Below are 22,176 nucleotides of genomic sequence, written 5' to 3' on the forward strand. Positions count from 1 at the left end.
TCCTTTCTCCCCCCCCCGCCATTGTTGCGCTGGTGTGCGCCGCGGCGCGCCCCCCCCCCCCCCCCCCCCCCATCCACAACAACCAGAGCAAAGAAGTGAGTGAACACTCAGACACTGATCATGTTTCTGCTTCTCGGGGCCTCGGTCTCGCTGAACGCTGCACTCGTCGCGGGGATCGTGGCCCGGCTCAGTGGCTTGGCCCCGCTGCGGGCCGTCCTCATCGCAGGCCCTGCGTTCATAGCCGTCTTCAGCCTGTTCATCGCCGCATGGGGGAACCTGACCCGATAGCCGGGCGCCCACGACCGCAAGACTCCGGCACGGCCCGACCGCCTTCCAGAACACCACGGCGTGGGGCCGGCAGTGTCGGGCACCTTGCCTATTTCGACCTGCATCGGGTGATCCATCGCTCCCGCCATGGGCGCGTCGTTACAGCTGTTGCGGCATCGACGCAGAAACTTCTGCCGTGTCTCAGCAACAGCCCCCGGGGCCTTTGGAGAAACCAGCCGGTGCACCCTCACGGGAGCCTGATCTCAGCGGATACCTGACGGCGAGCGAATGCGCGACAGCGCAGGCTTTTGCTGCCCGTATTGCGCACATGGTTCCCCGGCATATGGCCAGGCGGCACAGGCGGCTCGCTGAGAACTTCCCCGACCGGCCGCGAAGCACATGGGGCATGAAGAAGTGGCTGATCACGCTGCCGGACAAGCGCCTCAAGCTCTATGCCGAACTCTCGGCATTCGAAGCAGCCTTGCTCGCCATGCCGCCAGCTTCTGAGTGCCTGGCGAGCTGGCAGACTGCAGCGGCGCTCGTCGACCTCTACCCCGGCTATCTCCCGGCACCGACCGACCAGACCGCGCGCGACCTCCTCGCTCTTCGCGAGACGGCACGTGATCGCCTCCGCACCGAGAACCGCAGCCGTTCGGCCGCCGTCACGGTCCCGGAGCCGACATCGCCGACGGGGTCTCGGCGGGGACGCCGGACCGCAACACGACCCGCCACCACCCTCTCCACGGTCTGATCGGCAAGGACGGAGCGACCCATGGCACTTCCCAGTGCAGGACTGACCTTTGAGAGGCCGACCGGCTACGTCATCCCGCTGATCCGAGCCGGAATGCTCGGGGGCGAGCGCGAGGGCCGGCCTCGCGGCGAGGCCCCGGAGGTCGCGGTCCTCTCCGACTGCTACCAGCAGTTCGACTACGAAGGGCTACAGCGGCTGGTGATGGACGTTGCCGGCGCTGCCGCCGAGGCGACGACCATGCTTGCCGAGATGAGCCCGCTCAACCAGGTTCAGATTCTCCAGGAGTTCGCGGCCCAGCACACCGTCGAGGCAGCCTTCGAGTCTTCACGGAACGGTGGTGTGGTCTGGGGGTACATCCCCGCGATGCTCCGGCCGATGTTCCAGCCGGAGGTCAGACCGACCATGGACGAGGTCCTGTTCGAGATCGACGAGAAGTACGGCTTCGCCACGTCGATGGACTTCATCGTCGCCCTCGCCAACTACACAGGCGCCGTCATCCGGCACATGGCACAGGCGACCGGCCGCACCATCGAGGACACCGTTCAGCTACTCGAAGGCCGGGCGAAGGCGGGCTGGGCCGAGCTCGACGCCTACGACACCCGGGAGTACATGAACCGCTGAACCTCGGTCACGGTCGCCCGGGCGAGGGGCGCGGAAAATCGGCCCTCCCACCCGCACCTTCTCGCTACTCTGCGCCAGGTGATCGTTCTTGACAGTAATCAGCTGAGATTCGTACTGCCCCACAGCCCTGCGCTGAGGCTGCTCTCTGCGGTCGCCGAGCGGGCCGGGCACACGCTGGCCACGACCGACATCGTGTTGCGCGAGGTTATCCGGCAGCGCCGGGAGGAACTGGAGGGGGCCCTGGCCGCCTTCGCCAAGTCCAGGCGCGAGGCCAACCGGCTGCTGCCGCCGGGCAAGCGCATCTCCGCGGTCAATTTCCCAGACCGACTCCGCGCGCTGAAGGTCAAGGAGACGGTCGCCGAGTTAGAGGACGATGTCCGTGACACGTTCCAGGTGCTGGCCACGGCACCCGAGGACGCGGTGGTCGCGCTGGAGATGGAGGCCGATCAGCGGCCGCCCTGCAGCAACGGCACAGGGGCGAGGGACGCTGCCATCTGGCTGACTGCCGCACGGGCCTGCCGGTCGCCGGAGTCCGATGCATCCGGCCGGCCGCTGCCGGTGATCTTCGTGTCCCAGGACAAGGACTTCCGCGGGCCCGGCAAGGCCGCAGGACTCGCGCCGGAACTCGTGAACGAGGACACCGAGGCGGGGCGGCTTCTCGTCCTGCCGACCGTGCTGGCCGCGATGGACGCGCTGGGCTACCCGCAGAAGTTCGCGGACGCCGAGGAGATCACGGCAGGCGAAGGCTTCCGGAACGCCCTGCTCGACGCAGTCATCCGCGCTACTCCGTTCCCCAGTCGGCAGCTGGCGCAGATGGAGGAGGGAGACGTAACCGTGCGGTTCAACGGCGACGGCAAGGCACGCCAATGCCTGGGTGACGGCACCAAGCTCACCAGCATCGCGGGGACCTGGAGCGTCCGGGTCGTCACCGAGCGGCTGCCGCGTCGGCCCGATGGGCACGGTGGGGGCTATCGCGGGTTTCCCATGACCGTGGAGGGCGCCGCCCTGATGGTCGAGGACGGCGGCCTGTCAGCCGCGATCGACTTCGTTCCCCAGTCCGTACACCTTCCCTGGGCATGATGCGCGGAACAGTGTCGCCCCGAACGTGAACCATCCAATCGGCGGTCAAGGAAGCAGCACGGCATGGCAAGTGAACCCGCCCCGGACGAAGGGGACTTCGACAAGCGCGAGCGCGACGAGGTGTTTCTGGCGGACCTCAGCGACGACGAACTGCGCGAGTTCTCCCGCCGAGCATCGGACCTCGCGGCGAGCGTGAGCAGACAGATCGCACCGCTCGTGGCCGCCATGGCTCCGGTCACCGACCTCGAACGCCGCCTGCGCACGGCGCTTGCCCCCGCACTGGAACAGCACGCGGCAGCCTCTGCCGTGCTCCGGAGGATGCAGCCGGCCTTCGACCTGCCGCAGATCTCGTCGGCATTCACCCTCGAAGTCGCGAAGATGCGCGACTGGCACCGGCGCATCGACGAGATCCAGAAGAGCCTCGCACCCTCCGCCGCCCTGCTCGGCCGCCTGCAGGACATCGCCACCGGCTACCTTCCCGGCAACCTGCAGGGCCTGCGGCTCGACTGGCACCGCGTCCTCGACATCAGCAAGGAGGACGGGATCTCGCTCGCCTGGGCACCCCGCCAGGAGATCGTCGAGGAACTCATCGGACTCGACAGCCGTGAAGCCCGCGAAGAACTGCTGCACAAGCGGCAGGACGAGGTGCTCGACGACGTCAGCGGCAGCCTCGCGCTCGTCACGCACCCGGCTCTGGTCGAACTGGCGGATCTCCTAGACAAAGCCGCAGATGCGGTCCGGGCCGGTCATGCGGAGGCGGCCCAGGCTCTGATCGCGAACGTCCTCGAGACGACGATGAAGAACCACGCCAACGCCTGGATCAGGCGCACGTTCCCCTCCGCCGAATACCGGGGCGCTCCGGGCACCGGACACCACAGGACGCTGGCCAGCGCGACGAGCGGACCGGACAACCCTCGCGACCTGACCTTGCTCCAGTTCAACCACTACCTGGTCCTGAGGGGCATGACCGATACCTTCCAGGGCAGCGTCAGCACCCAGGAGACCTTCAACCGGCACCTCAGCTGCCACCAGGCCTCGCACGACACCTACCGCAGCGGGTTCGTCCTGCCGTCCCTCCTGCTCACGCAGGCCCTCCTGCGGGTGATGGACCAGGCACTGGAGCCGCCCGAAGAGCCCCGCTGACGTCCCCACAGGGCCGTCAGCGGCGCCTCTACCTTTAACAGCCGAAGAAGATCGTTAAGGATATCGGCGGAGGTCAGGCCGGGGCCGGGCTGCCGCACGCGCTAGGCGGCCCGGCACAATGACCGCGATGGCCACGAACAAGTACGAAGACTCCTGCGCACACTGCGATCGCCGAGTGCCAGCGGGCGAGGGTGTTCTGCGGCGCGGGAAGACCGGCTGGCTCACCTACTGCCCCGATGAGGCGCCGAACCCGAACCAGCCGGGCCCGGTGCTCGAAGCCCGCTCTCCGAGCCGGCGACGCCACTCCGCCCTGGCCGCGTTCGTCCACGCCCGCCTCGATGAGGACGTCGAAGCCACCGCGAACCATGGCACCGCCTGGCGGCATCGCCCGGCCCGCAGCGGCCGCGTCATCGACGACCAGGACGAGGAGATCGTGCAGACCTGGCGATACCTCGCCGACCACCTCGAGCAGTGGAACCCGAACCGCGTCTGGGCCAACGTCGAATCCCGGCGCCTGGTCGTGGATCTCTTCGAAGCCGCCACCGGCACCCCGGACAAGACCGCACTCGGCGACGCGGTGAAGTCCCTCGCGATGGCCTACCGCGACCACCCCGACTTCGATCCGTCCTGGCTGCTGCGGGAATGGTGAACCCCACCGCCCACAGGACCGCCGTCTCACAGGACAACGCCCAGGACGACACTCAGGGGAGGGCCCGAACTAGACCCAACTCCCTTCTCGGAAACTCCACTTGAGGACTTTCGTGTTCCGCCTTGCGGCTTCCGGAGCATATATAGAGTTAGGAATTGTGAGGACACCATTTCGCATCACGTCGGCCACGCTCGACGTTCTCGAAGCGTTCTTGGTGACCAGCGAAGAGCTCCACGGCTTCGCCGTCGCCAAAGCAGCCGGCAAACCTACCGGCTCCGTCTATCCGATCCTGGCCCGCCTTGAGCAGGCCGGATGGCTCGACAGCCACTGGGAGACGGAACACCCCGAGGAAGGCCGTCCTCGGCGCCGGTTCTACTTCCTGACCCCCAACGGCGCCCAGGAAGCCCGCAGCATCGTCATCGAGCGCCGCGGCCAGCTGCCGACCCGGACCTCTTCGGCACAGCCCCGCCCCAAGCTCGCCTTCGGATTCCTGACGCGATGGGCGGGAGCCTGGTGAACGACGTCTTAATCCAGACCACGCTCATCCCCCTGGCCCTCGGCCTGATCCTCGGCGAGTTCACCGAGGTCTCCCCGTGGCTCGCCCGCCGGATCCTGCGGCTCGCCGCCGGCCGACTGGGCAATCCAGAAGCCGCCGAACGCTACGAAGCCGAGTGGGTGGCCCTGCTCGAAGAACGACCGGGCAAGCTGCTGAAGCTACCCTTCGCAACCTGGATCGCCCTTCGGGCCACCTGGGAACTGCGGGCCATCCACCGGCCTCTCGCCCCCTCGCCAGAGGCGTCAAACCCGTCGGCCACGCAGCCCTCCGAAGAAGATCAGTCGCTTCAGCCGGACGGCCCCGAACCTGCGGCTCCTCGGCGGCAGCGCGAAGCAGAAGCCCAGAGGCGGGGCACTTACGTCCGGCCGCACTACCGCGGGCGGCGCTACTACCGCGACGAGGGCGGATGGATGCCCCGGCCGCGACGGCGCCGCACGTTCGGTGGCGTCCCTCCCGTTGCCTGCCTTGTATTGCTCTGGGTCGCCATGGCCACGAACGAGACAAACGGAGTTGTCGAGTTCACCGCCGTCGGCATCGCGCCGGCCCTTCTCGCCCTGACTGCCTGGTTTTACTCGGTGACGACACTGAAGCGGGTCCGATCCCGCCTGGCCACCTCCTCACTCCGGCGAACCGACTGGGTCTTGAGCATCCGCAAGATCCCCCCGGAGGCCGTCGGCCCGATCAGGAAGACCATCTCCGAGGGCGGGCACGTGCAGATCACCGACCCGCGACGCGGTGGTGACGATCCGCTCCGGGTCGTTGACGTCGCACTGGGGAGCCTGGCCTTCGTGGTCCGGCCCAGGCGCCATCCGAAGCGATAGCCCACGAGCGAGCAAGGGGCCCTGTCCGCGCCAGGGCCCCTTGCTCGTCACTTGAAGGACCCGCACGGCGTGCTCACCGGGGCCCTGCTCACTTCCCGGGCTGCTCGTGTCAGGTCCGCGACGCCGAGCACATCGCGTGTTTCGACCTGCGTAATCCCGGTCCGCACGGCAAGGTCAGTCATCGGGACCCCGGCGGGATGCTTAGTAGCCCTTGCCCGCGAAGCACGCGAGGCGGCCGCGCTCCGGGTGCCGATGCTGCCGTGGCTGCGGGCGGCGATCCAATCGATCGGCAGTAGGGTGCCGTCCAGAGTTCCGTACGCCTTCGACGCCGCGGCGCGGACGACGTCTCGTTGCTTTGGAAGTCAGCGCGCCTCGGCCGAGTCATCGTCGCAGGAGAAGCCCAGCACCTCGTCGCGCAGGCCTGCCACCACTTCCGCGTTGCGCAGCAACGTCTCGGGCTCGTAAGTGAACGTCACCCTCAGGCGAGACATCCGCTCAAGGACCTCTTCGTCAGTCAGCTGCTCCGCCCACGCCGTAATGTCTGCAACGCTCGGAGAGCCATCGATCTGGCCGATCAAGTCAACGAGTCCGGGCCGGGAAGTGGCAGCGCCCAGGCGCAGCTTGTGGCGCTGAAGGGCTGAGATCATCGAGCCAGCCGCTATTGCAGCGCGCTCGTCCTCGTGCCCGACAGAGATTTCGTAGCGCGTCGGCAATGCGGGCTCGGGCGGGTCCCCGCCAGCGATGAGGCGCGGCACCGCCTGAGTTCGGACCCACGAGGAGATCTCGTCGAGCTCCGTCATCAGTACAGGCCAGCGGTCCGTGCCCGGCCTGTTGATCCCGACCACCGGGACTAGGGTCACAGGCACTTTAATGCCTAGTGGCGTCTCGGCGATGACGTCGCCGATGCGGAGCGGCTCTTCGGGCCGGGTCGGCAGGTCCCGTATGGAGCGCGGCAACTGGTCGTCCCGGTACATGGCCGCGAGCCGGACCGCCGTGATCGCTGGCGTCCGGTGCTTCGCGTGGTTCGTGTGGAGCGTCAGGCGGGCCAAGGGGTGGCTGTGCGGTTCGTTGAGTCGCTGGAAGGGTTGGAGAGCTTCGATCCTGCGCACGAGCTCGCTCCCGGCGCGGAGTGATGGCGGGCCGTTCTTCGCGCGTTTCTTCACCCACTCGTCGAACTTCTTGTAGGAATCGGACGCGGGGATCTCGACGAGCTTGGCCGCCCGTTCGTCGAGCTGCCCGCCCTTGAGGAACTCGACTTCGGCGAAGAGTGCGTGCTCCAGTGCAGCGCGCAGCGCCACAAAGGCGTCGGCCACGAGCAGCGAGACCTTCCGCGGGATCGGGGCGACGTGGACGACCTCGGTGCGGCTGACCGGGCCAGCCGGGAACTCGCGAAGGGTGAACGCGCCGCCGACCTGGGTCTGGTAGTCGAACAGCAGGTCGCCGATCTGACCGATCAGATCGTCCGCGTGCGAAAGTGTCGCAGCAACTCCGAGATGCCGTTCCGGGATCCAGTCGTGCGTCGGTCTCGTCACGCCGCAACACTACCGGGCGCCCAGATTGTCGTGGACTGGCGTTTTCCTCACACCGGCCTCGACTGCGCAGCGCTCGACAGTGGCGAAGCCGTCCGATCTGTGATGGGCACAGCCCTCAGCGCGATCCGGGCCGGGTTTGGCTACGTCGCTCGCAAGCCGACGTTCAGCCGTCCACAACTGCCCAGGTCCCACCGGCATGGGCTGGCGTATGGATATTAATCGAATCTTTGTTCCATCTATTGAGTGGAGGCCTTGCAGGGCCAGAGCCCGTGCGGCACGCTGCAAAGTAGAGCTACGAGGTGGAAAGTAGGGCTACGAGGCGGACTGTCGGTGTCGGTGTGTGGAAGGAGGAGCTGGATATGGAAGAGCTTTCGCCGCAAGGTGCCCTGCTGGCGCTGTGTGTCTTCCGGCTCCCCGGACATACGCTGCCCCGGCATGCTTGGGCAGCTGAGGTACTTGTCGAGCAGTTGTGGGCGTATACCGCTGAGCGGGCGGAGGGTGACGGCTGGCTGGACGTCCTGGCGCCGCTCGTTGGCAGCGGTGGCGTGGACGCGCGCCGGATCCGGGCCGAGGTGTGGGCATTGGCGCAGGAAGGTGCGCTGGTCCCGGTGGGTGTGGGAGCCGAAGCTCGGTACGAGGCGGCGGAGGACCTGCGCTGCACGGCGATCTGCAGCACACTGACGCCTGAACAGGACCGCGTGGTCGACCTGGCTGTGGATCAGCTGACGGCCAGGCTGTTGGCCTTCTCGAAGACGGTCAGTGCCTGCTGATCACGCAGGTCGGTCACCGTTACGTCGGTTTCCGTACGGCGCCATGACAGCGTCTTGCGTTTGTGCGTGATGAGGGTGAGGCCGCCGCCTCGGGCGGGCTTCGCGGTGACACGGATGCGCATGCGGGCGTCGCGGAGAAACGGCGCTTCCCAGGTGTCAGTGCTGGTCTCCCGCCAGTCCGCGACCTTGATCTTGGCGAGCTGGTCGCTCATTTCGCGGGCATTCTGGAAGCGGCGGGCCGGATCAGGGTCCATGGCCTTCTGGACGACTTTGCGCAGCGACCGGCACACCCAGACGGGCAGTACGAGGTCTTCCTTGCGCAGCGGCGACTCTCCCTTGACCAGGGCGTCGACGGTGACCGTTCTCGAGTACGAGTCGTAGTCGAACTTGCCGCGCAGGAGTTCTAGAAGCACCACGCCCAGGGAATACAGGTCAGAGGCCCGTGTCAGGCCGTCGCTGGCGAGCAGTTCTGGCGGGGAATACAGCTGCGGCGCGTTCACGCCCGGGGTCCTGCCGTCGCCGTCCATCTTGCCGGCCAGTCCAAGGTCGCCGAGCTTGACCGTCTGGGCGTCACCGGTGAGGAAGAGGTTCGGGCTCTTCACGTCGCGGTGCAGGATGCCGTGGCATTCATGCATCTCCGCCAGCCCCTGTAGAGCGGCCCGGATGATGCGCAGTGCCTGGCTGGGAGTGAAGCACTTGCCCGCTTCGAAGGCATCGGTGATGCTGCCCTCCTCGTAGTAAGGCATGAGCACCTCGACGACCCGCATCGGCGCTTGATAGCCGGCGACGGTGGCGACCGAGCGGACCTTCACCACATTGGGGTGGTCGATCATCTCCATCACCTGGGGCTCCACCAGGTCGGCGCCGCTCTCGACCTCCGAGAGGTCGACGCGCTTGCCGACGAGCCAGTTCGCGAGGTCCGGGTCCCACCACACGCGTACCTCGCGCACACCGGTCGGCATGGTCTGCAGGCACTCATAGTTGAGGATGAGTCGTCTCTCGCGCTGCTTCACGCGCGGTCTCCTTCGTCACGCATTGCGGCGCGTCAGCTCTCGGACCCATCGGTGACATAGGCCAGGGCAGCGGCGAAAGCGAGTCCTCGCCCTGCGGTCCAGTATGGCGGCCGTTCTGTCAGCCCGATTGTCTCGTGACTGAAGGTGCCCAGGGAAGCAGGGGGGAGACCGACGAGCTTGCCGATCCGTTCGGTCTTCAACTCCTCGTAGGCCACGTCCTGCTGGGCACACGAGAGCATCAGCGCCGAAATCAGGGAGATGCGCTCCGTCGCCTCCTTGTACGTCCAGTTGCCGTGCTTGCGGGTCCCCACCAGGACCACGGCGTCGGGAGCGAGGATGCGCAGGTCCTGGGTGATCCTGTCGAACGTGTTGGCCAGCCGCTCGGCCCCCGCTAGACCGGCGGCGGGAACCAGGCGTGGCGGGGCGCCGACCATCACAGCAGGAGCAACACCGCCCTGCGGGGCGTCGAGCGCCCCAAAGTGCAGGACGCCAGAGGAGACGGCAACACCCAGAACCTTCACAAGTCACGTCTTTCGAGAGGAGACAGGCGTGCGGCGCACCAGGAAAACACGGCCGCGAACGGGACAGACTGCGGTGGTCAACCGCGCCACCTAGCCCTTGACGAGCCGCAGTTGCGGGCGCACGGGCGCGGAGTGCTGCCCTCCCCCCTCCACTGCGACCGGGACCAAGCCGAACACATACTCATTGAGTTCCTCGACAAAGATGTTCAGCTCCGCCGCCACGTCTGACGGAGACTTCTTCAGCGGATCACGCAGCACCTCGAACACTTTGGCCAGCAGCTGGCTGCTCTCGCGGACCAGAGAGGAGTCGGGCTCCGCCCTGCGGTAGCCGCGGCGGGCCAGCTCCTTCACGGTCTGGCTGTAGCGCCACTCGGACAGTAGATCGAGCTTGCGCAGGCGGTAGGTCAGGGCCATAGCGGAGACGCCCCACCGGCGTTTGGCGCTCAGTATCCGCTCAAGAGAAGCGTTGTGAAGCCGCTGCGCGAGGATACCCGCGCGCGGCATCAGGAAGGCGGAGGCGAAGTCGTTCGCCTCACCCTCCGAGTCCCGCCCGTGGGGGATGCGGTGCTCGCAGTGCAGCACCAGGTGCCCCAGCTCGTGCGCGGCGTCGAACCGGCCTCGCTCACCGGTCTTGCGGGTATTCAAAAAGACGTACGGGGTGCCCGAGTTGATGGTGGAGAACGCGTCGATGTTCAGGCAGTCCGACGGCAGGGAGAACACCCGCACCCCGTGTGCCTCCATTAGGTGCACGGTGTTCGGCACCGGGGCCTCGCCGAGGCCCCAGGCTGCCCGTACCTGTTCAGCTGCTGCCTCGGGCTCCAGGTGCGGGTAGGTGGGCAAGTCGGGTCGGGGGAGCTTGAACAGGCTCTCCAGCCAGACATTCACAGCCACGGCGATAGCTCCCGAGCTCAGAGCGCTGTCGCGTTCCGTCGCAGTCATCTTCGACGGCGCTCTGAAACTCACTGAGTCCAGTTGCAGGTCCGCCGGCCGCGGCGCGGCGAAGAAGGAGAGCGGGTAATGAAGGGCCGCTGCGAGCGCGGCCAGCGTCTCCGGCGAGGGGGTCTTGCGGTGGTTCTCGAACGCCGTGATGCTCTGCGCCGAATACCCCGAGGTCCGGGCCAGCTCCGCCAGCGTCATACGCCGTCGCCTGCGCGCCAGGACCAACCGTTCAGGGGTGAACACGTTCCCTCAGCTCCCGCTCTCCGTCTCACGTCAACATGGTCAGCCCCCCAGTAGCTCCACCACGACCTCCGGGCTATCGCCGTCGCCCGGGTCGTCCAGCAGCCCGATGTCCGCGCCCGGGTCGCCGAGATCCGGAAGGACCAGCGGAATGCGTTCCTGCCACTCGTCGACGAACTTCCCGTTCATCTTTATAGGCAAGGACAGCTCCGCGCTGATCACTCCCTTGTCCCATTTGTACAGCAGGCACCACGTCGGGATCTGATCGAGCTCCCGGCCGTAAAGCACCTCGTCGTGGGTCATGAACGCGAACTGGCCGTTCCTCTCCACCAGGCGGGCCATCGCCGGACCCTTCGGGTTCTTCGACCGTACGCGCGCCGCGAGATCGCCCACGCCGCCCTCGGCGCTGATCGCGGTGACCGCGTGGCTGATGCTGGGGTGGATCATCCGGAGGATGCTGTCCCGGGCCGTGCGCCCCCACCCTTCGGGATCGAGAGCCTCGGCGAGATACCGGTTCGTGCGGCTCCAGAACATGAAGCCGCGCATCGCGGGAGCATCAAAGTCGGTACAGGTGCGGACATCGGCAATCGCAAGGTCGAGCGCCTCATGGAACAAGTCCGTCGAGAAGTCGAGTTGCGCGAGCCGCTGCATGCACTGTTCCGGGTCCAGGTTCTGCAAGGCCCCCTCCAGACAACCGTGAGTTTCAAGAATCATACCTCAATCGAGGTGTCATTTTTGAAACCTTGGTCATCATCGCATGTAAGTTCGAATATGTCACCTCCGTCCAACGCGCCGGTCGGCAGTGTCTGTTCCGCGAAGGGGACCACTCGGGGCGAGACCGGCGAGCCCTTCCATCTCCTCCGGGCCAAGCCGGACGGTGCTCCTGGGGATGGAGCTGTTGGTGCTCGAAGGATCGCCGACGGCCAAGGCTTACGCGGATGGCCGCTCGCGCGAGGCCCGCCGTCGGCTGGCCCGGAGCGCCGTTGGTGCCTGCTCGCAGCGGGTGGCATGGATACGGCGCCATGCACCGTCGACGCTCGTTGTCTTCGCCGTACGAGTAGGCGTGGGCCTGTGTCTCGGCACCAATCCTCAAGCCTGACGGTGGAACAGGGTGGCCTAAAGGCCGGAGGAGGGCGGTCTCATCCTTGGTGATGTCTCATGAGACGCGCTGAACGTAAAGAATGCGTCCATGCCGACCACGTGGCGGGGCTGCCGGGCGTGCTGCGGGGCCGTGAGGTGGGCGCGATCGAGACGACGGGGTTCGAGGAACCGTGGGAGCAGGCCCGGTTCGTGCGGGCGCGCGCGGCCGCCGAGGGCGTCCCCGTGACGCGGGCGGCGGCGGGCGAGCGGCGCAGGGTGGGCGCCTTGGACTGGCAGGTGCTCTGGCCCCCGGCGGAACAGGCGCGACCGGCGGAACCGATCGGACCCGCAGCACCCGCCGGGTCGGCTCCGGTTCCTGCGCAGGCGCAGGCCCCCACAACGACGCCCGAAGGTCCGAACGACGCCAGCGTCACCCTGCTCGTCCGGGCCGGAGGGCTGAACCTGTTGCTGCTCGGCGATCTCGAACCACCGTCCCAGCGGGCCCTGTTGCGCAGTCCGGCCGCCGCGACACTCGGCCCGGTGGACGTACTCAAGGTCGCGCATCACGGTTCGGCGCACCAAGATCCGGAGCTGCTGCGCAGGGTCGCCCCGAGGCTCGCGCTGATCTCGTGCGGAGCGGACAACTCGTACGGTCATCCGTCGCCCCGCACGGTCGACGCGCTGCGGGGAGGGGGAGCGGAGGTACTGCGTACCGACAAGCAGGGTTCGATCGCGGTGGTGGAGAAGGGCTCCCGGACGACGCCGCGACTCGAAGTGGCCACATCGGAAGAGGCACCCCCCGATGTGACCGCAGCTGACGCGGTCACCCGACCGCCCTAGCGCTGCCCTTTCGCGAAACGGAACCTCTGGTCGACCGTGCGATGTCGGCCAAGGTCGGGGCGTGAGTCAACTGCGCTGCTCAGAGGGGAGGTCCCTTTGGGTGAGAACGGAGGGGCCGAAGGCAACTGGACCGACGGCTAACGACCGAGCGGCAATTGGGCCGAAGACGAGGGAGCACGGGATGGCAGCACGTCGACAAGTACGCACCGGGGTAGTGGGACTTGCCGCGGCCGCGGTGGCCTTCACCGCCTTCGCGGTACCCGCACACGCGGAGTCCGGCAAGGCGGCCGAGCACGCCGCGTCCGGCAAGGGGCACGCCGCGACCCAGCGTGAGATGGACGCCCTCGTGGCCGCGGGCACCCCCGGTGTCACGGCCGCGGCGGTCGAGAAGGGGGCGGTCTGGAAGGGGACCTCGGGGGTGGGCGACTTACGGACGGGCGCTCCGAGAGGGACCGAGGACCGGTTCCGGATGGGCAGCATCACCAAGGCGTTCGTGGCGACCGTGCTGTTGCAGATGGAGGCCGAGGGGCGGCTCGACCTCGATGACACCGTGGAGCACTGGCTCCCCGGCGTCGTGCGGGGCAACGGCAACGACGGCCGGGCGATCACCGTGCGGCAGTTGCTCAACCACACCAGTGGGCTCTTCAACTACACGGACGACACGGATTTCCAGCATCGGAACCTGCTGGCGGGCTTCCCCGAGCACCGGTACGACACCCACAGCCCGCGGGAGTTGATACGGGTGGCGCTGGCGCACGAGCCGGACTTCGCGCCGGGTGCCAGGCACTCGTACTCCAACACCGGTTACGTCCTGGCCGGGTTGATCATCGAGAAGGTCAGTGGCCACAGCTACGGGCACGAGGTCCGTGAGCGCGTCATCGAACCGCTCGGTCTGCGGAGCACCAGCCTGCCCGGGACGGATCCGTCCCTGCCGAAGCCGAGCGGCAGGGCCTACTCCAAGCTGAGCAGGGACCCCGCGGCGACCAAGATCTACGACGTCACCGAGAACAACATGTCCTGGGCCTGGGCGGCAGGTGAGGGGGTGTCCACGACCGGCGACCTCAACCGGTTCTTCAGCGCCCTGCTGCGCGGCGAGCTGATGCCCGCGAAGCAACTCGCCGCGATGAAGAAGACGGTGCCGACGCCCGACAACGACCTGTACTCCGGTTACGGACTCGGTCTGTACAAGGCCAGGACGAGCTGCGGCGCGGAGTTGTGGGGTCACACCGGCGGAACCCCCGGCTCCGGCACGGAGGCGTTGTCCACGTCCGACGGCCGCCACACCCTCACCTACAACGTGAACGGCGACTGGAACAACCTGGGCGGTGTGGCCGACGCTGAATTCTGCGGGAAGGTCGGCGCGGACGCCAGGAAGGGGCGGGTGTTGCCGCAGTTGTGAACAGGAGTGGCTGCTACCGCGGGGAACCCCGGCGCGACCTGCTGAAACGTGGGAAGGGGCGATCAATTCGGGCTACTCATGACACTTGCAGCGCATCGACAGCATTGCTGTGATGTGGGGCCGTGTTGCATCGAATGCCGCAACGGTGATCGAATGCCTAATCGTTGCAGTGTGCAGGTGATGACGTAGCGCGGGGGTGTCGCAGGTGTTCGGCCGATGGCTGGGAAACCGTACGAACAGGGCAGCTCGGACGGGGCCTTTGTCGGCGGTGCCGGTGCCGGCGAGCGCGGGGGTGCTCAGCTGCCGGGTCCTCGACCCGGTCAACGAGCCGGTGCGGAACGCGGAGTTGGCCGTCAGTGATGCCGCGGGGCGCAAGGTGGTCACCGGCGGCACGGACCCGTTCGGCTCGTTCGTCACGACCGTGCCGGCCGGGGACTACCGGCTGGCGGTCTCGGCGGAGGGGTTCACCCCGTACCGGGCGAGCGCCACGGTCGGGGAGGGCGCGCATGCCTCGCTGGGCGACGTCATGCTCCAGGTCGCCCAGCCTCCCGCGCTGCCCGAGCCCGGTGACTGGGACGTCGACCCCATGCACTCCTCCGTCGCCTTCACCGCGCGGCACATCGGCCTGGCCCGCATCCACGGCCGGTTCAACAGCTTCGCTGGCGCCATCCGCGTGGGGGAGCGCATGGAGGACTCCGCCATGCACGTCGTCATCGACGCGGCCTCCATCGACACCGCGGTCAAGATGCGCGACGACCACCTACGGTCGGGTGACTTCCTGGACGTGGAGCGCTTCCCGACGATGGAGTTCTACAGCGACCGCTTCGTGCACAAGGGCGGCAGCCGCTGGGCGATCTCGGGCGGTCTGACGCTGCACGGAGTGACGCGCACGGTCACGCTCGACACCGAGTACCTCGGGGTCGGTCAGGGGCTGGAGGGCGAGACCCGCGTCGCCTGCCGCGCCACCACCGAGCTGCACCGCGACGACTTCACGATCACCTGGCAGACGATGCTGGCGCGCGGCATCGCGGCCGTGGGGCACAGCATCACGATCGACCTCGACATCCAGGTGATCCCCAAGAGCTGACCGTCCAGGTCATCCCCAAGAGCTGACCGGGCGCGGCGTCAGGGGGCCTCCAGCCAGCCCTCGTGCTCCGCCGCCAGTTCGTCGAGGGCGGCCCGGTCGAGGCGGGACTCGGGGTCCTCGACCACGACCAGCCACTGGGCGTCCTCGGCGTCGTCCTCGCCGGCCAGGGCGTCGCGCACCAGCTGGGGTTCCTCGGCGACACCGAAACGGTCGGGCAGCTCTTCGGCGACTTCCTCCGCGGCATCGCGGTCGGGCAGCACCAGGACATGTCGTACGTCGTTCACGCGACCATTCTCCGCTACCGGGAAGGGCGGGCGGGGAGCCGGTCGGAATCGCCGTACGGGACGGGCTGTCAGTGCCGCGTGGGATGCTTGACCGCGATGGCCAGGAAGACAGAAAACGCCGACAAGTCAGATCCGCTCGCTCCTCTCACGCTCGCCGTGGGGCAGGAGGACCTGCTCCTCGACCGCGCCGTGCAGCAGGTGGTCGCGGCCGCCCGCGCCGCCGACGCGGACACGGACGTGCGCGACCTCACCCCCGACCAGTTGCAGCCCGGCACGCTCGCCGAGCTGACGAGCCCGTCGCTCTTCGCCGAGCGCAAGGTCGTCGTCGTGCGGAACGCGCAGGACCTCTCGGCTGACACGGTCAAGGACGTGAAGGCGTACTTCGGCGCGCCCGTCGAGGAGATCACCCTCGTCCTGCTGCACGCGGGTGGCGCCAAGGGCAAGGCCCTGCTCGACGCCGCGCGCAAGGCGGGGGCCCGCGAGGTCGCCTGCCCCAAGATGACCAAGCCCGCGGAACGGCTCTCGTTCGTGCGGAACGAATTCCGCACCCTGGGCCGCTCGGCCACCCCCGAGGCGTGCCAGGCCCTGGTGGACTCGATCGGCAGCGACCTGCGCGAGCTCGCCTCCGCGGCCTCGCAGCTGACGTCGGACATCGAGGGCACGATCGACGAGGCGATCGTCGGCCGGTACTACACGGGCCGGGCGGAGGCCTCCAGCTTCACGGTGGCCGACCGGGCCGTCGAGGGCCGGGCCGCCGAGGCGCTCGAAGCGTTGCGCTGGTCGCTGTCGACCGGTGTCGCCCCCGTGCTGATCACCAGTGCGTTGGCGCAGGCCGTGCGGGCGATCGGGAAGCTGTCCTCCGCGAGGGGCGGGCGTCCCGCCGACCTCGCCCGAGAGCTGGGCATGCCGCCCTGGAAGATCGACCGGGTCCGGCAGCAGATGAGGGGGTGGTCTCCCGACGGGGTAGCGGTGGCTCTGCGGGCCTGCGCGGCGGCTGACGCGGGGGTCAAGGGCGGCGGTGACGATCCGGAGTACGCGCTGGAGAAGGCCGTCGTGACCATCGCCCGAGCGGCGCGCTCCGGTCGGCGCTAGGCCCTGCGGGCCGGGCCGGGCCGGGTGGCTCGTTCTCCGCGGGCCCGTCGTGGCTCGCCGCGCAGTTCTCCGCGCCCCTAAAGACACCCCCCCCCGCGCCCCTGGCGACGCCCGCGCCGCCAAGGACGCCCGCGCCCCTGAAGGGGCGCCCCCTCAAGACGCCCCCGGACACAGCAATGCCCCCGGAGTGGGTCCGGGGGCATCGTCGCAGCGTGGCGTACTGCGTGGTCTGTCCGCGATTCGAGGTAGAGGGCTCGAATTACCCTCGCGGGAGGATTGATCAGCGCCCCGGCGAACCGGGGCCAAGGGCTTTCGCCCTGAGAGACGCCTTAGAGGGACGCGGCCTTCGAAGCAAGCGCCGACTTCTTGTTGGCGGCCTGGTTCTTGTGGATGACGCCCTTGGAGACGGCCTTGTCGAGCTGGCGCGTGGCCTCACGCGTGAGCTCGGCGGCCTTCTGGGTGTCACCGGCGGCAACGGCCTCGCGGGCCTTGCGGATCGCGGTCTTCAGCGAAGACTTGACCGCCTTGTTGCGCTGACGCGCCTTCTCGTTGGTCTTGATCCGCTTGATCTGGGACTTGATGTTCGCCACGAAAGAGCCTTTTCAGGTTCAGGTTCTGCGGAGGATCCGCAGATGAGTGTTATGACACGCGTCTCGAAGTCTGAGAGGGCTAGGAGACACAGCTGTCCACGGTACCAGCCGGTCTCGGACCGGCCCAAACCGAGCGCAGTGCTCCGCCCATGGGACGATGGAACCTACGTATAGATCCGACCCGAGGCGACAGGCGCCTCAAGAGACAGGACCCTGCGTGCCCGCGACCCCTAAGAATGTGCCCGAGCCGAGCCGTACGGACCCGGCGCTGATCCGCAATTTCTGCATCATCGCGCACATCGACCACGGCAAGTCCACGCTCGCCGACCGCATGCTCCAGCTCACCGGTGTGGTGGATCAGCGGCAGATGCGTGCTCAGTATCTCGACCGCATGGACATCGAGCGCGAGCGCGGCATCACGATCAAGTCACAGGCGGTGCGTCTGCCCTGGGCCCCTTCGGAGGGCCCCGACCAAGGCAGTACGCACATCCTGAACATGATCGACACCCCGGGCCACGTGGACTTCACGTATGAAGTCTCGCGTTCGCTCGCGGCCTGTGAGGGCACGATCCTCCTGGTCGACGCGGCCCAGGGCATCGAGGCGCAGACTCTCGCCAACCTCTACCTGGCGATGGAGAACGACCTCAAGATCGTCCCCGTACTGAACAAGATCGACCTGCCGGCCGCGCAGCCGGAGAAGTTCTCCGAGGAGCTCGCCAACCTCATCGGCTGTGAGCCCGAGGACGTCCTGAAGGTCTCCGCGAAGACCGGCATGGGCGTCGAGGCGCTGCTCGACAAGGTCGTCGCCGAGGTCCCGGCGCCGGTCGGCGTCAAGGACGCCCCGGCCCGCGCGATGATCTTCGACTCGGTCTACGACTCCTACCGCGGTGTCGTGACGTACGTGCGTGTGGTCGACGGCCAGCTCAACAAGCGTGAGCGGATCCGGATGATGTCCACCGGCGCCACCCACGAGCTCCTGGAGATCGGCGTCTCCTCGCCGGAGATGACCCCGGCCGACGGCATCGGCGTCGGCGAGGTGGGCTACATCATCACCGGCGTGAAGGACGTCCGTCAGTCCAAGGTCGGTGACACGATCACCTCCCTGCACAAGGGCGCGACCGAGGCGCTCGGCGGCTACAAGGACCCGAAGCCGATGGTCTTCTCGGGTCTGTATCCGCTGGACGGCTCGGAGTACCCGGACCTGCGCGAGGCCCTGGACAAGCTCCAGCTCAACGACGCCGCGCTCGTCTACGAGCCGGAGACCTCCGCCGCACTCGGCTTCGGCTTCCGCGTGGGCTTCCTGGGTCTGCTCCACCTCGACGTGATCCGTGAGCGGCTCGAGCGCGAGTTCGGTCTCGACCTCATCGCCACCGCTCCGAACGTGGTCTACCGCGTGATCATGGAGGACGGCACCGAGCACACGGTGACCAACCCCAGCGAGTTCCCCGAGGGCAAGATCGACGAGGTCTACGAGCCCGTCGTGCGCGCCACGATCCTCGCCCCCAGCGAGTTCATCGGCTCGATCATGGAGCTCTGCCAGAACCGGCGCGGCGTCATGCTCGGCATGGACTACCTCTCCGAGGACCGCGTCGAGATCCGCTACACGCTGCCGCTCGCCGAGATCGTCTTCGACTTCTTCGACCAGCTGAAGTCAAAGACCCGCGGTTACGCCTCGCTGGACTACGAGCCCACGGGCGAGCAGTCGGCGCAGCTCGTCAAGGTCGACATCCTGCTGCACGGCGACAAGGTCGACGCCTTCTCCGCGGTCACGCACAAGGACGCCGCGTACGCGTACGGCGTGCGCCTGGTGGCCAAGCTGCGCGAGCTGATCCCGCGGCAGGCCTTCGAGGTGCCCGTGCAGGCCGCGATCGGTTCCCGGGTCATCGCCCGCGAGACCATCCGCGCCATCCGCAAGGACGTCCTCGCCAAGTGCTACGGCGGTGACATCTCGCGTAAGCGCAAGCTCCTGGAGAAGCAGAAGGAGGGCAAGAAGCGCATGAAGATGGTCGGCTCCGTCGAGGTGCCGCAGGAAGCCTTCATCGCGGTGCTCTCCAGCGACGACAGCGGTCCCGGCAAGGCGAAGAAGTAGCTCCGGCGGGGAGTGCGGCCCGGCCGCCCCCACGTCACAGCAGGCCGGAACGGGCCCGCGGCGCCTCGGCGCGGCGGGCCCTTTCCGTAGGGGTTGTCTGTAGGAAGTGACAGGCAGAAGCCCCTTACGCACCGGGCGTCGGCGCTCTACTCTGATCACTGCTCGTAGGTTACTCGCAAGTTAAACAAGTAGCCGACAGGGACGTAAGAAGCAGCCGCCAGCCAGTTCGCCGCACTGCCGTGGGCCCGGAGGATGTCGTGAGCGACACACAGACCTTGATCGAGAACCGTCCGCCCTCCGTGGCGCATCTCTTCCTGGAGCGCGTGGCGGCCACGCCGGATGCCGAGGCCTACCGCTATCCCGTGCCGGCGGCCTCCGGCACGGGCCCCGACGAGTGGAAGTCGCTCAGCTGGGCGGAGACCGCCCAGCGGGTCAACGCGATCGCCGCGGGCCTGATCGACCTGGGCCTGAACCCCGAGGACCGCGTCGCCCTCGCCTCCGCGACGCGGATCGAGTGGATCCTCGCCGACCTCGGCATCATGTGCGCGGGCGCGGCCACCACGACCGTCTACCCGCAGACCAACGCCGAGGAGTCCGCCTACATCCTGGCCGACTCCGAGAGCCGCGTACTCATCGCCGAGGACGCGGCGCAGCTCGCCAAGGCGCGCGAGAAGCGGGGCGAGCTGCCCGAGCTGCGGCACGTGGTGGTGTTCGACTCCGAGGGCGTCACCAAGGACGAGAGCGACCCCGACGGCTGGGTGCTCACCCTCGCCGAGCTGGAGCTGCGCGGTGCCGCGCTCCTCGAACAGAACCCGGAGCTCGTCAAGGAGCGGGTCGGGGCGATCACCGCCGACCAGCTGGCCACCCTCATCTACACCTCGGGCACCACGGGCAAGCCCAAGGGCGTGCGGCTGCCGCACGACAACTGGTCGTACATGGCGAAGGCCATCGTGGCGACCGGGCTGCTCGGGCCCGACGACGTGCAGTACCTGTGGCTGCCGCTCGCGCACGTCTTCGGCAAGGTGCTGACCTCCGCGCACATCGACCTCGGGCACGTCACCGCGGTCGACGGCCGCGTGGACAAGATCATCGAGAATCTGCCGGTGGTCCAGCCGACGTACATGGCCGCCGTGCCGCGCATCTTCGAGAAGGTCTACAACGGCGTCGCGGCCAAGGCGCGGGCCGGCGGCGGGGCCAAGTACAAGATCTTCCAGTGGGCCGCCGAGGTCGCCCGCGAGCACGCCAAGGCCAGCCAGGACAACTTCCGCAGGACCGGCACCGCCTCCGTGCCCTTCGGGCTCGGCGCCAAGCACAAGGTCGCCGACGCGCTCGTCTACTCCAAGCTGCGCGAGGCGTTCGGCGGGCGGCTGCGGGCCGCGGTGTCGGGCTCCGCGGCGCTCGCGCCGGACATCGGTTACTTCTTCGCCGGCGCCGGGATTCACATCCTGGAGGGCTACGGGCTGACCGAGTCCTCCGCGGCCTCCTTCGTTAACCCGGGGGAGGCCTACCGCACCGGCACCGTCGGCAAGCCGCTGCCCGGCACCGAGGTGCGCATCGCGGACGACGGCGAGATCCTGCTGCGCGGCCCCGGCATCATGGAGGGCTACCACCGGCTGCCCGAGAAGACCGCCGAGGTCCTGGAGTCCGACGGCTGGTTCCACACCGGGGACATCGGCGAGCTGTCCGTCGACGGCTATCTGCGGATCACCGACCGCAAGAAGGACCTCATCAAGACGTCCGGCGGCAAGTACATCGCGCCGGCCGAGGTCGAGGGCCAGTTCAAGGCCGTGTGTCCGTATGTCTCGAACATCCTGGTGCACGGCGCCGACCGGAACTTCTGCACCGCGCTGATCTCCCTGGACGAGCCCGCGATCCTCGACTGGGCCAAGGAGAACGGCCTGTCGGGCAAGTCGTACGCCGAGGTGTGCGCGGCCCCGGTCACGGTCGAGCTCATCGAGGGCTATGTGAAGGAGCTCAACGAGGGGCTCCAGCGCTGGCAGACCATCAAGAAGTTCCGCCTCCTGCCGCGTGACCTCGACGTCGAGCACGGCGAGCTGACGCCCAGCCTGAAGCTGAAGCGCCCGGTGGTGGAGCGGGAGTACAAGCACCTGATCGAGGACATGTACGCGGGCTCGCGCGAGGCCTGAGCCCGGCGGGGCGGCCGTGGCGCGTCGGGCGCGAGCCTGATCGTCGTACGCGGGCGGGGTGTCTGTTCGGTCAGATGCCCCGCCCGCGGCGCATTTCCTGCACGAGCTCCTCCATGTGGGTCACGTGGCGGCGTAGTTCGAGGACGTCCTTGAGGCTGCTGGCCGACATATGGGTCTCGATCGCGGAGAGGCGGGCCGACAGCTCGTCGAACTGGCGCTGCTCGCGGGCCAGTATCCGCTCCAACTGCCGGTTCTTGCGGTGCAGTTCGAGGAAGACGGTGACCTTGGCGCGCAGTACCCAGGGGTCGAAGGGTTTGGTGAGGTAGTCGGCGGCGCCCGTCGCGTAACCGCGGAAGGCGTAACCGGCGTCGTTGTCGGTGCCCGTCAGGAAGATGATGGGCACGTCCTTGGTCTGGTCGAGGCGCTTGATGTTCGACGCGGTCTCGAAGCCGTCCATCCCCGGCATCCGTACGTCGAGGAGGATCACGGCGAATCGTTGCCTCAGGATCGCTTTCATGGCTTCCTCGCCCGAACGGGCGCGCACCAGCGGCTCGTTCAACGACCCGAGGACCGCTTCGAGGGCCATCAGATTGTCCTCCATGTCGTCGACGAGGAGGATGCTCGCACGGTTGTCGGTCGTGGCCTCTGCACTCATGATGACGGTG

Annotated in this window: 21 protein-coding genes and 1 pseudogene; 14 read left to right on the forward strand and 8 right to left on the reverse strand. The window is 67.9% G+C overall.

Going from position 1 to position 22,176, the window contains the following annotated elements; translation table 11 throughout:
• Positions 1–673: 673 nt before the first annotated feature.
• The 7 genes from ACIO9J_RS16935 to ACIO9J_RS16965 all read left to right on the forward strand — a co-directional run bounded on the left by ACIO9J_RS16935 (position 674) and on the right by ACIO9J_RS16965 (position 5,888).
• Positions 674–1,018 (forward strand): hypothetical protein, encoded by a 345-nt coding sequence (locus ACIO9J_RS16935; protein ID WP_401999231.1) that lies wholly within the window; start codon positions 674–676, stop codon positions 1,016–1,018.
• Positions 1,019–1,039: 21 nt separating this feature from the next.
• The gene (locus ACIO9J_RS16940; RefSeq protein WP_401999234.1) at positions 1,040–1,639 is read left to right on the forward strand and encodes a hypothetical protein; all 600 of its coding nucleotides are present in this window, start codon (positions 1,040–1,042) and stop codon (positions 1,637–1,639) included.
• A 78-nt stretch (positions 1,640–1,717) separates the two neighbouring features.
• Positions 1,718–2,719 (forward strand): PIN domain-containing protein, encoded by a 1,002-nt coding sequence (locus tag ACIO9J_RS16945; protein WP_401999237.1) that lies wholly within the window; start codon positions 1,718–1,720, stop codon positions 2,717–2,719.
• A gap of 63 nt (positions 2,720–2,782) precedes the next feature.
• Entirely contained in the window at positions 2,783–3,862 is a 1,080-nt protein-coding gene (locus ACIO9J_RS16950; protein ID WP_401999238.1) for a hypothetical protein, read from the forward strand.
• Positions 3,863–3,989: 127 nt separating this feature from the next.
• Positions 3,990–4,511 (forward strand): DUF6221 family protein, encoded by a 522-nt coding sequence (locus ACIO9J_RS16955; RefSeq protein WP_401999241.1) that lies wholly within the window; start codon positions 3,990–3,992, stop codon positions 4,509–4,511.
• 157 nt (positions 4,512–4,668) lie between these two features.
• Positions 4,669–5,028, forward strand: a complete 360-nt coding sequence (locus tag ACIO9J_RS16960) for a PadR family transcriptional regulator (protein ID WP_401999244.1) — start codon at positions 4,669–4,671, stop codon at positions 5,026–5,028.
• Positions 5,025–5,888 (forward strand): hypothetical protein, encoded by an 864-nt coding sequence (locus ACIO9J_RS16965; RefSeq protein ID WP_401999247.1) that lies wholly within the window; start codon positions 5,025–5,027, stop codon positions 5,886–5,888. Before ACIO9J_RS16960 ends, ACIO9J_RS16965 begins: the two co-directional genes overlap by 4 nt.
• Before the next feature lie 362 nt (positions 5,889–6,250).
• Here ACIO9J_RS16965 and ACIO9J_RS16970 read toward each other — a convergent pair whose 3' ends face one another.
• Positions 6,251–7,420, reverse strand: a complete 1,170-nt coding sequence (locus ACIO9J_RS16970; protein WP_401999249.1) for a hypothetical protein — start codon at positions 7,418–7,420, stop codon at positions 6,251–6,253.
• Between the two features lie 359 nt (positions 7,421–7,779).
• On the opposite strand from ACIO9J_RS16970, the gene ACIO9J_RS16975 reads away from it, so the two are divergent.
• Positions 7,780–8,190: a hypothetical protein gene (locus ACIO9J_RS16975; protein WP_401999252.1), complete on the forward strand. Its 411-nt coding sequence runs from the start codon at positions 7,780–7,782 to the stop codon at positions 8,188–8,190.
• Here the strand turns inward: ACIO9J_RS16975 and ACIO9J_RS16980 are convergent.
• The 4 genes from ACIO9J_RS16980 to ACIO9J_RS16995 form a co-directional block, all read right to left on the reverse strand.
• Positions 8,139–9,203: a serine/threonine-protein kinase gene (locus ACIO9J_RS16980; protein ID WP_401999255.1), complete on the reverse strand. Its 1,065-nt coding sequence runs from the start codon at positions 9,201–9,203 to the stop codon at positions 8,139–8,141. The two genes, ACIO9J_RS16975 and ACIO9J_RS16980, sit on opposite strands and share 52 nt — an antisense overlap.
• A gap of 32 nt (positions 9,204–9,235) precedes the next feature.
• Positions 9,236–9,724 (reverse strand): hypothetical protein, encoded by a 489-nt coding sequence (locus ACIO9J_RS16985; RefSeq protein ID WP_401999258.1) that lies wholly within the window; start codon positions 9,722–9,724, stop codon positions 9,236–9,238.
• Between the two features lie 90 nt (positions 9,725–9,814).
• Complete coding sequence (locus ACIO9J_RS16990; RefSeq protein WP_401999260.1) at positions 9,815–10,906, reverse strand: ImmA/IrrE family metallo-endopeptidase; 1,092 nt, start codon at positions 10,904–10,906, stop codon at positions 9,815–9,817.
• 39 nt (positions 10,907–10,945) lie between these two features.
• Positions 10,946–11,581, reverse strand: coding sequence for a hypothetical protein (locus ACIO9J_RS16995; protein ID WP_401999262.1), 636 nt, complete (start codon positions 11,579–11,581; stop codon positions 10,946–10,948).
• Positions 11,582–12,091: 510 nt separating this feature from the next.
• Here ACIO9J_RS16995 and ACIO9J_RS17000 point away from each other — a divergent pair.
• The 3 genes and pseudogenes from ACIO9J_RS17000 to ACIO9J_RS17010 all read left to right on the forward strand — a co-directional run.
• A pseudogene (locus ACIO9J_RS17000) lies at positions 12,092–12,823 on the forward strand (ComEC/Rec2 family competence protein); the annotation flags it as partial.
• Positions 12,824–13,004: 181 nt separating this feature from the next.
• Positions 13,005–14,222 (forward strand): serine hydrolase domain-containing protein, encoded by a 1,218-nt coding sequence (locus tag ACIO9J_RS17005; RefSeq protein ID WP_401999264.1) that lies wholly within the window; start codon positions 13,005–13,007, stop codon positions 14,220–14,222.
• Positions 14,223–14,427: 205 nt separating this feature from the next.
• Positions 14,428–15,309: a YceI family protein gene (locus ACIO9J_RS17010; RefSeq protein ID WP_401999266.1), complete on the forward strand. Its 882-nt coding sequence runs from the start codon at positions 14,428–14,430 to the stop codon at positions 15,307–15,309.
• Between the two features lie 38 nt (positions 15,310–15,347).
• On the opposite strand, the gene ACIO9J_RS17015 is transcribed toward ACIO9J_RS17010, so the two are convergent.
• Complete coding sequence (locus ACIO9J_RS17015; RefSeq protein ID WP_030783443.1) at positions 15,348–15,593, reverse strand: hypothetical protein; 246 nt, start codon at positions 15,591–15,593, stop codon at positions 15,348–15,350.
• Between the two features lie 96 nt (positions 15,594–15,689).
• Here ACIO9J_RS17015 and holA point away from each other — a divergent pair, with 96 nt between their 5' ends.
• Complete coding sequence (holA, locus tag ACIO9J_RS17020; RefSeq protein ID WP_401999268.1) at positions 15,690–16,685, forward strand: DNA polymerase III subunit delta; 996 nt, start codon at positions 15,690–15,692, stop codon at positions 16,683–16,685.
• Between the two features lie 329 nt (positions 16,686–17,014).
• Here the strand turns inward: holA and rpsT are convergent, their stop codons facing one another.
• Positions 17,015–17,275 (reverse strand): 30S ribosomal protein S20, encoded by a 261-nt coding sequence (gene rpsT / locus ACIO9J_RS17025; RefSeq protein WP_098242480.1) that lies wholly within the window; start codon positions 17,273–17,275, stop codon positions 17,015–17,017.
• A gap of 217 nt (positions 17,276–17,492) precedes the next feature.
• Between rpsT and lepA the strand changes: the two genes are divergently transcribed.
• Positions 17,493–19,364 carry a translation elongation factor 4 gene (gene lepA, locus ACIO9J_RS17030; RefSeq protein ID WP_401999272.1) on the forward strand — a complete coding sequence of 624 codons (1,872 nt, stop codon included), beginning with the start codon at positions 17,493–17,495 and terminating at the stop codon, positions 19,362–19,364.
• A gap of 257 nt (positions 19,365–19,621) precedes the next feature.
• Positions 19,622–21,511, forward strand: coding sequence for an AMP-dependent synthetase/ligase (locus ACIO9J_RS17035; RefSeq protein ID WP_401999275.1), 1,890 nt, complete (start codon positions 19,622–19,624; stop codon positions 21,509–21,511).
• A 70-nt stretch (positions 21,512–21,581) separates the two neighbouring features.
• On the opposite strand, the gene ACIO9J_RS17040 is transcribed toward ACIO9J_RS17035, so the two are convergent.
• Positions 21,582–22,166 (reverse strand): two-component system response regulator, encoded by a 585-nt coding sequence (locus ACIO9J_RS17040; RefSeq protein ID WP_401999278.1) that lies wholly within the window; start codon positions 22,164–22,166, stop codon positions 21,582–21,584.
• Between the last annotated feature and the right edge of the window lie 10 nt (positions 22,167–22,176).

It is taken from the genome of Streptomyces sp. NPDC087300 (assembly GCF_044744425.1).
Lineage (GTDB): Bacteria > Actinomycetota > Actinomycetes > Streptomycetales > Streptomycetaceae > Streptomyces.

Excerpts from the sequence above, each read along its gene's own strand:
- ACIO9J_RS16935 (WP_401999231.1), top strand. The coding sequence starts at position 674 with ATGAAGAAGTGGCTGATCACGCTGCCGGACAAGCGCCTCAAGCTCTAT.
- ACIO9J_RS16940 (WP_401999234.1), top strand. The coding sequence starts at position 1,040 with ATGGCACTTCCCAGTGCAGGACTGACCTTTGAGAGGCCGACCGGCTAC.
- ACIO9J_RS16950 (WP_401999238.1), top strand. The coding sequence starts at position 2,783 with ATGGCAAGTGAACCCGCCCCGGACGAAGGGGACTTCGACAAGCGCGAG.
- ACIO9J_RS16955 (WP_401999241.1), top strand. The coding sequence starts at position 3,990 with ATGGCCACGAACAAGTACGAAGACTCCTGCGCACACTGCGATCGCCGA.
- ACIO9J_RS16975 (WP_401999252.1), top strand. The coding sequence starts at position 7,780 with ATGGAAGAGCTTTCGCCGCAAGGTGCCCTGCTGGCGCTGTGTGTCTTC.
- ACIO9J_RS17005 (WP_401999264.1), top strand. The coding sequence starts at position 13,005 with ATGGCAGCACGTCGACAAGTACGCACCGGGGTAGTGGGACTTGCCGCG.
- holA (WP_401999268.1), top strand. The coding sequence starts at position 15,690 with ATGGCCAGGAAGACAGAAAACGCCGACAAGTCAGATCCGCTCGCTCCT.
- ACIO9J_RS17040 (WP_401999278.1), bottom strand. The coding sequence starts at position 22,166 with ATGAGTGCAGAGGCCACGACCGACAACCGTGCGAGCATCCTCCTCGTC.